This is a genomic window from Shewanella sp. 8A, assembly GCF_023475945.1.
Taxonomy (GTDB): domain Bacteria; phylum Pseudomonadota; class Gammaproteobacteria; order Enterobacterales; family Shewanellaceae; genus Shewanella; species Shewanella xiamenensis.
Window position 1 is genome coordinate 166,714 of record NZ_JAMDJP010000010.1, and the last position, 13,663, is coordinate 180,376.

Genomic DNA, 13,663 nt, shown 5'->3' on the forward strand with positions numbered 1-13,663 from the left:
TATTTGGCTGTGAAATGGGATTTTAGTCGGAGTTTGATCAGTATCAAATTCCTTTTTATTGAATAACGTACCTTGTTACTTATCGGTTAAGCAGTTAACCGCTTAATATTATTCTCGCAACGCAAGGATGTTCACATGAAACTTTTGTTTGCTATGTTATTCACACTGTTACCCGCGTTGGCATGGGCTCATCCTGGTCATGGCGGTGTCGGTTTATTCCATCATTTGCTCGATTTAGCGCCAGCGGTTATTTTGGTTGCTTTAATTGCTTGGGCTGGAATTTGGGCAAAAAATAGAAAGTAAGCTAATTTAATAACGCTTACTCTTGTATTCATCTCCTTAGAGATATCTCGATAATAAATTGCCAGTTGCCCTTTAATGACAACTGGCGTTTTTTTGTGTGATCAATCTGGTTACAAATCCAGCCAATGTGCGCAATATCTCAGACTTATGTGCTTTAAAGATAGGATTTACTTTTTAAATTTCGTATAATCCGCGCGAATTTTTTCAAACTTGCTGACAAAGGAAGCTTGTTATGGCGATCGAACGCACATTTTCTATCATTAAGCCTGATGCTGTTGCTAAAAACCACATCGGTGCAATCTACAACCGTTTTGAAACTGCTGGTCTGAAGATCGTTGCAGCTAAAATGTTACACCTGACTAAAGAACAAGCTGAAGGTTTCTATGCTGAGCATAGCGAGCGTGGCTTCTTCGGTGCTCTGGTTGCTTTCATGACTTCTGGCCCAATCATGGTTCAAGTATTAGAAGGCGAAAACGCTGTTTTAGCTCACCGCGAAATTTTAGGTGCAACTAACCCAGCTCAAGCGGCTCCTGGTACTATCCGTGCTGATTTCGCTCAAAGCATCGACGAAAACGCAGCTCACGGTTCAGATTCTTTAGCATCTGCAGAACGTGAAATTGCTTACTTCTTCAGTGCTGAAGAACTGTGTCCACGTACTCGTTAATTTGAGTGCGGACCGAAGAAGGGAGCCTTAGTGCTCCTTTTTTATTGGCTGGAATTGGCTAACGGAATCGCGTTGGCGTGTTTGTAATGCACTATTTTTATTTGGTTTTTAAATTTTTTTAAATTTCTTCCTTGAAATATGATTTCCCATCCTTATATCTATTGCAGGATCGCTCGATGAGGATCCCAATCGATTCTGTGCCGTTAGGACAGAAGTTAATTTAGGCGAAACAAATGTGTGTTTTCAACCTGAAAACCGTTCGCCAATTTCCCATATTGCTTAAGATAAGGATATGAATATGCGTACTTATGATTTAACTCCTCTTTACCGTAGTGCTATTGGTTTTGATCGTTTAGCCCAGATGGCAGAACATGCTGCCGCCAATAATGGCAACTCAGGTTATCCTCCATATAATATTGAACTCCTCGGCGAAAATCGTTATCGCATTACGATGGCCGTGGCAGGATTCTCGATGGAAGAGCTTGAGATCAGTAGCGAAGGTGAGAAATTACTGGTTAAAGGCAATAAGGCTGAGAGCCAAACCGAGCGTAAATATCTATACCAAGGTATTGCCGAGCGCGGGTTTGAGCGCACCTTCCAACTGGCGGATTATGTGACCGTATTGGGTGCCAGTTTAGAGAATGGTTTATTGAACATTGATTTAGTGCGTGAGATCCCAGAAGCGTTAAAACCACGCAAGATTGAAATCACCACCTCGCGCTTATTAGATAGTCAATCCTAATCCAGCATCGCGCGGATAAAGAAGGGGAGCTAAATGCTCCCCTTCTTGTTATCTCTTGTCTGGCTCGAATTGGAGATGTTTTCTAAGCGTTATCTTTATATAAGCTCTTTAGGCTTTCATCGCTTTTTCGCCGCGAGCTAAGCCAACAACGCCCGAGCGCGATACTTCAACGACTTTGGTCACTTCACCCATGGAGTGAATAAAGGCATCGAGTTTTTCGGTCGTGCCCACCAATTGGATGGTGTAAAGATTGGCGGTGACATCGACAATCTGCCCACGAAAGATATCGGCGGTGCGCTTAATTTCTTCCCTAAGCTCCCCTTGGGCACGGACTTTAACCAGTGCCAGTTCCCGCTCAATATAAGCTGACTCAGTAACATTCGACACCTTAAGCACATCGACCAACTTGTGCAGTTGTTTCTCGATTTGCTCAAGCACTTTCTCATCGGCGACAAGTGAGATATTAAGACGTGACAAGGTATTATCATCGGTCGGCGCCACGGTTAAGCTTTCAATGTTATAACCGCGCTGGGAAAACAGGCCGACAACACGGGATAGGGCGCCGGACTGGTTCTCAAGTAATACAGATATAATTCGACGCATTAGCATTTCTCCGTTTTGCTTAACCACATTTCATTCATCGCGCCGCCGCGGATAAGCATCGGATACACGTGCTCAGTCTCATCCACCATAATGTCGATAAATACCAGTCTGTCTTTCATGGCAAGGGCTTCGGCCATCTTAGACTCAAGCTCAGCAGGATCGCTAATCGTCATACCAACATGGCCATAGGCTTCGGCAATTTTGGCAAAGTTGGGGACCGAATCCATATAGGAATGGGAATGGCGACCCGAGTAGATCATATCCTGCCATTGTTTCACCATGCCGAGGAAGCGGTTGTTTAAGTTGATAATTTTAACCGGCGTATCGTATTGCAGAGCGGTTGAAAGCTCTTGAATATTCATCTGAATCGAACCATCGCCCGTGACGCACACAACGGTTTCGTCCGGCATTGCCATTTTGACTCCCATGGCAGCGGGTAGACCAAAGCCCATAGTGCCAAGGCCACCGGAGTTAATCCAATGGCGGGGTTTATCAAAGGGATAATAGAGTGCGGCAAACATTTGATGCTGGCCCACATCCGAGGCGACATAGGCCTCACCATTAGTGAGTTTGTAGAGAGTTTCAATCACTTGCTGTGGTTTGATCCGATGACTTTCCTTATCGTATGCCAAGCAGTTACGCTCGCGCCACACAGTGATTTCTTGCCACCATTGATTGAGCGCCTCGCTATCGTTGCTCTCCTTCGATTCTTCAAGCAGGGCTAACATGCTGTCTAATACAATATCGGCCGAGCCAACGATCGGGATATCCACTCGTACGGTTTTTGAAATCGATGAGGGGTCGATATCAATATGTAAGATGGTGGCGTTAGGGCAGTATTTTTCGATGTTGTTGGTGGTTCTGTCATCGAAACGCACGCCAATCCCGAAGATAAGATCGCAGTTATGCATGGTCATGTTAGCTTCATAGCGACCGTGCATCCCCAACATACCTAAGCTGTTTTTATGGGTGCCAGGGAAGGCGCCCAGGCCCATTAAGGTGCTGACAACGGGGATATTTAACTTTTCTGCTAGGGTTAAGATCTGCTTTTCACTGCTAGAAATAATCGCACCGCCACCCACATAGAGCACGGGTTTTTTCGCTGCTAATAATGCCTGTAATCCTCGACGAATTTGACCTTTATGGCCCGATGTCGTTGGATTATAGGAGCGCATTTTTATGCTCTCGGGGTAAATATAGTCGTGCAGTAATGCCGGATTGAGGCAATCCTTGGGCAAGTCTACCACGACGGGGCCAGGACGACCCGTGGAGGCAATATAAAAGGCTTTTTTAATGATCTCAGGAATTTGAGTGGGATCTTGGACTAAAAAGCTGTGTTTGACGACAGGGCGTGAAATCCCAATCATGTCGCATTCTTGGAACGCATCGTTACCGATTAGATTGCTCGGCACTTGGCCAGATAACACCACTAATGGAATCGAATCCATATAGGCGGTGGCGATGCCAGTAATGGCATTGGTGGCACCTGGGCCTGAGGTCACGAGTACTACGCCTACTTTTCCCGTAGCTCGGGCATAACCATCGGCCATATGCACGGCGGCCTGTTCGTGGCGAACCAGAATATGTTCAATACCGGGGATAAGGTGCAGGGCGTCGTAGATATCTAACACTGAGCCGCCAGGATAACCAAATATGTGCTTTACCCCTTCATCAATAAGGGAACGCACAATCATGCTGGCGCCGGATAACTTCTCCATGTGAAACTCCTATTGCATAGTACCGTTACGGTAAACAGTATCTTGTTACAGCGACGGTAATCGCTCTAAAAATAAGCCTGAAGGGTAATTCAGACTCCGTTTGCTGAACTTGAAATCATCGATTTCAAGTGCTCATCCCTTTGGATGCAGCAGCTGTTGCAATGAACAGAATTTCATCATATTCAAAAAAGAACACATTTCAAGGGTTTTCTGTAAAAAATAACCAACTTGAGACAATTTCATATTTAGGCGCGATAAATGCTCATGAAACGGGAGTTTTTGTGTGGGATAATTTTATTTAATCACTTTAATTAGAATGGGTTAGGTAATTTACAATGAAAAACGGCACCAAGGTACTATATAACCTAAGTGCCGTTTGTTTAGGGACCGCTTAATTTGTTACAAATCAACAATAAAAGCGATGAAAACTATGATTGCTTCGCTTACGCGGCATAAAGGCGCAGATTATTGCTTTGGTTTGGCTTGATGAGTCGGTCGGTTAAATTGACAGAATCCCACCAATAATACCGCCGTCAACATTAATGCCGAGAAGGGCACTGCGGTGCCATTGTAAAACAGCGCGAGTAATGGTCCTGCAAGGGCACCAAAGCCAAATCTTAAGGTGCCAATTACCGCCGTTGCAGTGCCGGTTTCCTGCTTAAATTTCATTAACACAATGGCATCAGCATTAACTGACATAATGCCAAGAGAACCCATCAGTGGAATAAGCATTAATACCGTAAAGTGGTAACTGAGACCCAATAAATTCACTCCCAGTAAACCTGCAGCTGCGAGCGCTCCTAAGAAAGTCGACACGTGCAACATCCTTAACGAGCCATAGCGACCAACAATTCGGGTATTGATGATATTTGCCAGCATCAGAGCGCCCACATTGGTACTAAAGAGTAGGGCAAATAAGGATTTATCTAATGAAAAAACCTCCATATAGACAAAGGGCGATGCCGTTAAATAACAGAAAAAGGCAAAAGAGGTGAGCACACCGCTGGCAATATTCATTTTGACGCCTGGGCGTGAAAACACAGTGGCATAGGCGCCTAAAAAAGATTTTTGGCTGCGGCTACTTTGATCTTTATCGCTGGGCATTCTCAGCAGTGTAATGACCAACAACAGCAACAACATGGCATAGGCCGATTGGATAAAGAAGATCAAATGCCATTCGCCAAGTTCGAGGATAAGACTACCAATACTGGGGGCTAATAATGGCGCTAACATCATGATCAAACTGACATAAGACATACCTTTAGCCGTGTTTTCACCATAGACTTCTTTGATATAGCCAGGGACAACTACAGTGGCCGCTGCGCCGATAAAAGCTTGTAAAAAGCGCAGGCCCAAAAACACTTCAATCTGCTCGGCTAAGCCTAACAACAGGCTAGCTAACATAAAACCTGATAGCCCCATAATCACCATGGGACGACGGCCAATACGGTCAGCAAGCGGCCCAAAGCACAGCATGCCGAGGGCATAGCCGCCTAAGTAAACACTCAAGGATTGTTGCACTAAGGTGATATCGGTATGAAAGCTATGGGCAAGTGTTGCCATAGCGGGCAAATACATGTCAATCGCGAGCGGCGTGATCGCGACAATGGCGGCAAGCATTGGGATAAGCAAGGCCAAATGGGGAATATTACGCTGTGTGGTTGAATTAGTTGACGATTGTAGGTCCACAGTTACCTCGAGTGGCGAAAGAAGGCGATATAAAGTGTTATGTCACTCGAAAATCAAAATTGTAGGGTAACAATTTTGCCTATTGGCGACTCATTTCGCCTCGATTGACATAGCATATCGTGCCATGAGCATTGGAGGAGTATAGGGGAGAAATGAGTGACCAGCGTAGACCCAACCAACAGTTGAACTGAGTGATTGGTCTTGTCATCGAGTATAAGGATATTAAGCCATAACATAGTAAAACGCTCAGCCGAATAAGCCAATCTCGATGACGATATCTTTACACTTAAATTGTAACCAAAATCGATTTACTGCCTTTTTATTGCATTGATGTACCAATGTACGCCTGAGCGTCATTCATTCGACTGGGATTGTCATGTCACCGTCATCTATATGTCATCTAACCGTCTTGAATGCGGATTAGTTTATTGGGTTTTAGCTTAACCCTACGACTAATAACAACACATTCAGGAATTAAGCAATGAACACAAAACGACTGCCGCTGGCTGGTGCGATACTGGCAAGTTTACTCCTTAGTGCCTGTAATGGTGATGACGGTACCAATGGTGAGCAGGGGGATAACGGCTTAAATTCATTAGTTAAAGTAACTCCACTCTCTATTGGTGATGCAAACTGTCCCGCCAGTGGTCAACGTATCGATACCGGGCTTGATGCGAATCGTAATGGTACGTTGGAAGAGACTGAAATCGATGCGGCGCAAACGCAATTTATTTGCCAACCCCAAGCAGTTGGAGTCAAGGCGGAGCTTATTGGCCGTCATCAAACGGGCGTTTATGGCCTGAGCGCTGCTGAGATTGTTGAATACCATAGTGCTTCTCAGCGTATTTTTGTGGTCAATGCGAGAAGCGGTAAAGTCGACATTATCGATGCCAACTTACTTGGCAATGCTGCTGAGGCAACTGTGCCATTAGCCTTGAATAATCTTGATAAGCTCGGCGAGCTGGATGTCGCCAAAGATGTGGGCTTGAGTTTTATGGGCAGCGTTAACAGTGTCAGTATTTATGGTAACTTGTTAGCGGCGGCCATTGAGCGCGGCGATGCAGCGGGCAATAAGACTCAAGCCAATGGCTATGTGGCTTTCTACCAACTCAATGGCAATGAGACACCGCAGTATCTCAGCGCGGTTGAAGTCGGTGCATTACCAGATAACGTAGTCTTTAGTCATGATGGCAAAACGGTACTCGTTGCGAATTAAGGTGAACCAAATCAAGACTATAGTATCGATCCTGAGGGTAGTGTAGCCATTATCGCCATTGCGGATGGTAAACCCGCAGCAACGGCGACGCTAGTGACATTCACCGAGTTTAATCAGGGCAATGCTCGCTATAATGAAATCACCAAGGACATTAAAATCAATGGCCCTAAGGCCACAGTCGCGCAAGATTTGGAGCCTGAGTATATCAGTGTCAGCCCCGATAACAGCCGAGCCTTTGTGAGTCTGCAGGAGAACAATGCCATCGCGGTGATTGATATAGCCAATGCCAAAGTAGCGAAGATTTTACCCTTAGGACTGAAGGATTATGGTTTTGATGTGAATAAAATTGATGCTAGCGACAAGGACGATATGGTCAACCTTCAGGCCTATGCGGGCGTGTATGGCATGTATCAACCCGATACCGTTGCGAGTTACCGTTGGAATAATGCTGATTTTATTGTTACCGCAAACGAAGGGGATTCCCGTGATTATGCTGGGTTTTCGGAGGAAGCCCGTGCCGGTGACTTCACTTTAGATCCTAATCATCCACAATTTGCTGCCGCAAAAGATAAGACCCAATTAGCCCGTTTGAAAGTGACTAAGAGTATGGGTGATGACGATAACGACGGCGATTATGACAAAATTGTGAGCTTCGGCGCGCGTTCTTTCTCAATCTGGACCGCCGATGGTCAACAGGTGTTTGACAGTGGCAGCGATTTTGAGCGGATCACCGCAGCCTTGTTAGGCAATAACTTCAACAATAACAATGAAGAAAACAAAGGCGATAGCCGCAGTGATGATAAAGGACCCGAGCCAGAAGCCTTAGTTCTAGGCAAAATTGGCCAAAAACTGTATGCCTTTATCGGGCTTGAACGTACCTCTGGTTTTATGATGTACGACGTGACAAATCCTTTTGACGTGCATTTTGTGGATTATGTAGTAAACCGTGATTTTGACGCGAGTTTCAGCATTAATACAGATACGGGTGAAGTGAAAGGTGATGCCAGTTTAGCGGGAGATTTAGGGCCAGAAGGCATGAAGTTTGTGAGTGCCGAGAAGAGTCCTAATGGTCAGCCTCTGTTGATCATTGGTAATGAAGTCAGTGGCACAACCAGCGTGTACCAAATCAAGGTGCAATAGCCATAGCTTGTGTTCAAGGTGCGATAACTTTAGATCTCAACATCTTAAATGCTTGTAAGTAAGCTTAAAACGCCAGAGCATCACTCTGGCGTTTCTTTTTGCTTCTTTCTCGCGATAAAAATGCAAGGTTAAACGACTGAATAGGCGTTTTGCTTGAGTGCGTTAAAGGTGGATTCGATGCATTCGAGCGCAAGCTGGAATTGGGTATCCTTTTCGGCGCCACCTAAACTTAAACGGATAAAGTTGTCATGGCAGTTAAAGTCATCCCCATTGCGGATCAGTACACCTTTTGCCGCTAAGGCGGTCACCAGATGATGGGCTTTAATGTCTTCGGGTAACTGGATCCAGCCATTTAAACCCCGCCAGCGCTGAGTTAACCCTAGCTTGTCGCCCAATGCTATGCATTGCTGCTGACGCGCGCGAATAATTGCATCGCGATTGGCCGTGATGTGCCCGCGCTTAATCAGCTGACAGGCTAACTCCACATTGAGCGGTGAAACCATCCAACATTGGCTATGAATTGCAAGGCGCAATGGCGCGATAAGCGGCTCGGGTACGAGGATAAAACCTTGCCTTAAGCCCCCAGAAAACAGCTTAGAAAGGCTTGAAATGTAAATGACCCTCGGCACATTCAGCGTCTGTGCTAACTGCCAAAGCGGAGGGTGCCACTCTTCAGGGAGACAATAATTCACATCATCTTCAATGATATAAAACTGGTACTGCTCCGCGAGTGCCAACAGTTTTTCTCTCTGTTGCTCACTGTATTGAATGCAGGTGGGGTTTTGATTGTTAAGGGTTAAGTACACCAATTTAGGTTGATGGATTTGTACTAAGGCCTCGAATCTTGCCAGATCTACCCCGTCAGCGGTTAACGGCACGCCAATGCTATTGATACCCAATTGTTTCGCGCAAATACGCACACCGGGATAGCTGTACTGCTCGTGCAGGAGCACCTCGCCCTTGGTGAGGAAGGTATTAAGGCAGGCAAAAATGGCCTGTTGCCCACCATGTGTAAAGATCAGTTGCTCGGGTTGCTGTTCAATACCGCGTTGTAAAAGCCAGTGGTGAAATATCTGTTGATGTTGATCTAAGGGGCTGGCGCGATAGCCAAGGAGTTGACTCAGTTTCGCTGGATCCTTAGCCAGTTGGCTTAGGCAATCACTCAGCGTACTTATTTGATCCGTCAGCGGTTGCTGACAAGTCGCCATATTGAGCTGCAAATGACTGAGCTCTGGCACGGGAGAGGCGTTGACATAGGTACCATCACCGATACGCGCTTCCACATAACCACGTTGCTCCGCTAGAGCATAGGCCCGAGTGACAGTGCCTATGGTCACTCCAAGTGCATCGGCTAAACGCCGCTGTGGTGGGAGTTTTGTGCCATGGGGTAGGGCTTTTAGCAAAATGCCTTGCTCGATTGCACTGACCAGACGTTGATATTTAGGACCTGTAAATGCCTCTAGATCCGGCGTCCAAATTGTACCCATGACAATAAATTCATTGATCTCCGCTAATCTACCTATATTATTTATTGTATCTTTTGTTGTCAAGCATTGTATGCGTACAATTTGGGTATTTATGGATATTCAACTTTTTAATGATCCACAACTCTGGACATTAATGGCCTCTGCTGCACTCTTTTGTGCAACCATGACCATGACTCCGGGTCCGAATAATATTCTACTCGCCAGTTCAGGTGCCCATTTTGGGGTGATGCGCACCATTCCACATATTGCAGGGATCCGCTTAGGTTCGACCTCTTTGCATCTGTCGGTGTTACTGGGTCTTGGCGCTTTATTCGAGGTGTTTCCCGTGTTGCATCAAGTGTTAAAGTACGCAGCGTTACTGTATTTGTTGCACCTTGCCTATCGATTAGTCACCTCTCCTGTTAAGGCGGCGCATTTGGATGACGGGCGTCAGCCGATGAGTGTGATGGAGGCGGCGCTGTTTCAGTGGATTAATCCTAAATCTTGGATGTCGACCATTACCCTTTGTAGTGCGTTTACCTTAGAGGGCGATGGTTTTTGGCTCAGTGCATTACTAGGCGTGTTAGTGTTTAATCTGGTGGGATTTCCCGCGTCCTTCACTTGGGTGTTTGTTGGTGCAGCAATCAGTAAAAAGCTGAATACGGATAAACGTCGACGTCATTTTAACTGGTTTATGGGCAGTTTATTGTTAGTTTCATTGCCGATGATCCTACGGTAAGCAGAGCTAATTAGGCTAAAAGCTTAAATATTCTGGGATACTGACTCGCTTAATGATTGGCTTTATGCCATAACCAACATAGTATTGATGACTTTTTTAGATAACGGTTTTATATACCTAAACAAACTGAAGAAGTTGGTTCCATGGGTATTGCACCGATATAAGGTGAGTTATCTAACCATAACAAGTTAGCAATTGACTTGGGAGTATATGGAGGTTAGCGCGTGAAGTTTCCCAGTTTAGTATCATTTATGCCTGGTTTGGCGCAGATGCTGCAGTACGAGAAGCAATGGCTCAGGGATGATGTTCGAGCCGGATTATCCGTGGCGGCGGTCGCTTTACCTGTAGCCATTGCCTATGCACAACTTACAGGGGTCAATGCCGCTGTAGGTTTATACTCCTGTGTGCTGCCAATGTTAGTGTATGCATTGTTTGGTACTTCCAGACAATTAATCGTTGGTCCCGATGCCGCGACTTGCGCCGTGATTGCCGCCGTTGTGACGCCACTTGCTGCTGGCGACAGCATGAAGCACTGGCAACTCGTGATGACCATGACGGCTATGACCGGTTTTTGGTGTTTAATCGCCAGCCGTTTTCGCCTTGGCGTCTTGGCGGACTTTCTCTCAAAACCGATTTTAATGGGGTTACTTAATGGTGTGGCGATCACTATTATCGTCGGTCAATTCTCAAAGATTTTTGGTTTCACCTTCGATGAGCGTTATTTGATTGAGCGCTTATCCGGTGCGCCTTCCTATCTCACCAAAACACACTGGCCCACCTTATTGATGGGACTGGTGACCTTAGCCACCTATGCCTTAATAAAACGTTATCGTCCACAATGGCCTGCTTCAATGTGTGCAATGGCAATGGCTGCATTTTTGGTGTGGGCCTTTAACTTAACCAGCTTCGATATCAATGTGGTGGGCGAGGTGAGTGCAGGCTTGCCTTCGTTTCAAGCGCCGGTTTTTAATATTGGTATTGCCCGTGAACTAGTTGTGCCTGCGCTTAACTTAGCCATGGTGAGCTTTGTGAGTATGATGCTTACTGCACGCAGTTTTGCGGCTAAAAATGGCTATGATATCGATGCGGACAAGGAGTTTCGCGCCCTCGGTATTGCCAATATTGCTTCAGCTTTATCACAAGGTTTTGCGGTCAGCGGTGCTGATTCGCGTACAGCTGTCAATGATGCTAACGGCGGTAAAAGTCAGCTTGTTTCAATCATCGCGGCGTTATTGATTGCGATCGTCGCGTTGTTTTTTACTGCACCATTGAAATATATCCCCAGTTCAGCTCTTGGCGTGGTCTTAGTGATTGCCTCAATTTCGTTGATTGATTTAAAGGCGCTATGGAATCTGCGCGTCAGAGACCGCTCAGCCTTCTTGCTTGCTTGTACCACATTGTTTTCAGTACTGTTTATTGGCGTTATCCCTGGGATTACCTTGGCGGTGTTACTGGGTTTATTCCAGTTTTTAGCGACTGTGATGCGGCCAACGGATCAAGTGTTAGGGCTTGATCATAAAGGGGTTATCCGCAGTGTAGATGATTCGGGCAAGGCTAAGTCTGTGCCAGGGGTGTTTATCTACCGCTTTAATTCACCCTTAACCTACTTCAATGCCACTTACTTTAAACGTCGGTTACTGGAGAAGTTTATCCGTGAGCCTGAACCCGTCGATTGCATCATTATTGATGCCGTGCCGTGTTTTACCCACTTGGATTTAAGTGTGATGGCCATGCTTGCAGATCTCCATCAATTATTGAAGAAGCGTGGTATACGTTTAGTCTTGGCGGGGCGTAAAAGGCAGATGCTTGGCTGGTTTGAACAGGCGGGGATCCCGTCAGGCGAAGGCGGCATTTTAATTCGGCCAGATTTATATCTTGCGCTGAAAATGAACCAAAGTTACAAGCAAGCACTAGCTGAAGGCCAAGCACCTGTTATCAAAAAAGCGCCTGAGGATGATGTGCTACTTCATAGTCATTTATAGGATACTATTTTAACGAAAAGCGCGGTAATGTCCGCGCTTTTTGGTTTATTGTTCAAGTGCATAGAGTTATGTACTTTATATTTGATGCCTCAAAAGTATGATGGTTGTGGCGTAAAGAGCCGCTCGTCATTTGAGTATCATAACTACGCGTCATTCCTCGTTTCGCGAGCTTGCGTAACATCTAAAGCTTAAACATCAACCCGTTCTAGTCATTTTGCAGTTTATCTAAAGGGATTAAACCATGATAGGCATAGTAGCCTATGGGGCCTAAAAATAAGCTTAGCAGGCACCATAAACATTTTTTGTTAGTGCTGAGATTAACTTGGCTCTTAAATACTCGAGCTGCGAATAAGCAATGCAGTAGGGCTAAACCGATGAGCATCGCTATGATTATAATATCCGTATTATCCAAGTACTTTATCCCTGTAATTCATCGTGATGATTTAGCATAAAATGTTAAAAAGGATTTACTCACTTTACCTAAGTGAGAGCTACTTTACGTGAACATTTTACCGATTGCTATGGGGTATATAAAAATAAACGTTAATTCTTATTTACTTATAGACGTTCCTAACAAGTAATTTGGGGTATTACCAGTCTGCCAGATCACATATTTAGTCATGGCATGTTGAAATATGTCAGTGCTTGTTAGCTCAGTTAACCATGCCATAAGCCGTGGGAAATCACCGTTCAAATCCCGTTTGGCATCCACCGTAGTAAATTGGCGGATAAAAGGCACAATGGCAAAATCAGCAAGGCTTAACGCAGGGCTGATAAGATAAGGATGTTGCTGAAGCTGTGCTTCGAGCCGTACCAGAAAAGTGCTGGCCTTGGCGAAATAATCCGCCTGCGAGTATTCAGGATACCGATTTGCATATTTGTACTTATCCAGCCAAGGTTTAAATTCAACATCATTCTGCACAATAAGCTCATTAATCAGGCTTTGCGCTGAGGTGGTTTGTCCGAGTAACTGCTGTGCGGCTGGCGAGTTAGCCTTATGCAGTCCCCAGAGCATAATATCCAAGCTCTCAGCAATCACCTCTCCAGTAGGGAGCTGCAATACGGGCACTGTGCCCTTGGGGGAGATGGCTAACATCTCTGCGGGTTTCGCTTTAAGGGTGATTTCTCTCACTTCCACTTGGCATTGGCCGAGCAATAGCCCAAGTCTAGCGCGCATAGCATAAGGACAGCGGCGAAAACTGTAGAGTATGGGTAAGGGCATAGTCTTATTCCTTAATGCAATGATAAAAACGATTTAGTCACGATTGTGGGTTAAAAGTTGGCAATAGTAGTAATGCCGATCAGTTAAGACAGATCGCTTGACGATCTCGCTGAAAAGATCAAAATCCGATGACCTCATGTCATCGGATTTTTTATGCAACTCTCAGAAGCACTCGCCCG

At 45.5% G+C, this 13,663-nt stretch carries 10 protein-coding genes and 1 pseudogene; 6 read left to right on the forward strand and 5 right to left on the reverse strand.

The genetic code is table 11. From position 1 onward, the window contains the following. Window positions 1-135 precede the first annotated feature (135 nt). From M0413_RS10165 to M0413_RS10175, 3 genes are all read left to right on the forward strand, one after another. Window positions 136-303 carry a hypothetical protein gene (locus M0413_RS10165; protein ID WP_037418345.1) on the forward strand — a complete coding sequence of 56 codons (168 nt, stop codon included), beginning with the start codon at window positions 136-138 and terminating at the stop codon, window positions 301-303. Between the two features lie 232 nt (window positions 304-535). Then, entirely contained in the window at window positions 536-967 is a 432-nt protein-coding gene (gene ndk / locus M0413_RS10170; protein WP_011072285.1) for a nucleoside-diphosphate kinase, read from the forward strand. Window positions 968-1,265: 298 nt separating this feature from the next. Then, entirely contained in the window at window positions 1,266-1,709 is a 444-nt protein-coding gene (locus tag M0413_RS10175; protein ID WP_037430809.1) for an Hsp20 family protein, read from the forward strand. Window positions 1,710-1,817: 108 nt separating this feature from the next. Here the strand turns inward: M0413_RS10175 and ilvN are convergent, their stop codons facing one another. From ilvN to M0413_RS10190, 3 genes are all read right to left on the reverse strand, one after another. Then, on the reverse strand, window positions 1,818-2,312 hold the full coding sequence (gene ilvN / locus M0413_RS10180) for an acetolactate synthase small subunit (RefSeq protein ID WP_011072288.1): 495 nt from the start codon (window positions 2,310-2,312) through the stop codon (window positions 1,818-1,820). Further along, window positions 2,312-4,030: an acetolactate synthase 3 large subunit gene (locus M0413_RS10185; protein ID WP_109277758.1), complete on the reverse strand. Its 1,719-nt coding sequence runs from the start codon at window positions 4,028-4,030 to the stop codon at window positions 2,312-2,314. Before M0413_RS10185 ends, ilvN begins: the two co-directional genes overlap by 1 nt. A 465-nt stretch (window positions 4,031-4,495) precedes the next feature. After that, window positions 4,496-5,719, reverse strand: coding sequence for a multidrug effflux MFS transporter (locus M0413_RS10190; RefSeq protein ID WP_461676420.1), 1,224 nt, complete (start codon window positions 5,717-5,719; stop codon window positions 4,496-4,498). Window positions 5,720-6,200: 481 nt separating this feature from the next. Here M0413_RS10190 and M0413_RS10195 point away from each other — a divergent pair. Further along, a pseudogene (locus M0413_RS10195) lies at window positions 6,201-8,075 on the forward strand (choice-of-anchor I family protein). Window positions 8,076-8,203: 128 nt separating this feature from the next. On the opposite strand, the gene M0413_RS10200 reads toward M0413_RS10195, so the two are convergent. Next, window positions 8,204-9,562 carry an aminotransferase-like domain-containing protein gene (locus M0413_RS10200; RefSeq protein ID WP_249554025.1) on the reverse strand — a complete coding sequence of 453 codons (1,359 nt, stop codon included), beginning with the start codon at window positions 9,560-9,562 and terminating at the stop codon, window positions 8,204-8,206. 91 nt (window positions 9,563-9,653) lie between these two features. Between M0413_RS10200 and M0413_RS10205 the strand changes: the two genes are divergently transcribed. Together M0413_RS10205 and M0413_RS10210 are read left to right on the forward strand one after the other, a co-directional pair. Continuing rightward, window positions 9,654-10,280 (forward strand): LysE family translocator, encoded by a 627-nt coding sequence (locus M0413_RS10205; RefSeq protein ID WP_249554027.1) that lies wholly within the window; start codon window positions 9,654-9,656, stop codon window positions 10,278-10,280. 224 nt (window positions 10,281-10,504) lie between these two features. Further along, complete coding sequence (locus M0413_RS10210; RefSeq protein ID WP_037418330.1) at window positions 10,505-12,262, forward strand: SulP family inorganic anion transporter; 1,758 nt, start codon at window positions 10,505-10,507, stop codon at window positions 12,260-12,262. 550 nt (window positions 12,263-12,812) lie between these two features. Here the strand turns inward: M0413_RS10210 and M0413_RS10215 are convergent. Continuing rightward, window positions 12,813-13,484, reverse strand: coding sequence for a glutathione S-transferase (locus M0413_RS10215; RefSeq protein WP_249554029.1), 672 nt, complete (start codon window positions 13,482-13,484; stop codon window positions 12,813-12,815). Window positions 13,485-13,663: the final 179 nt, after the last annotated feature.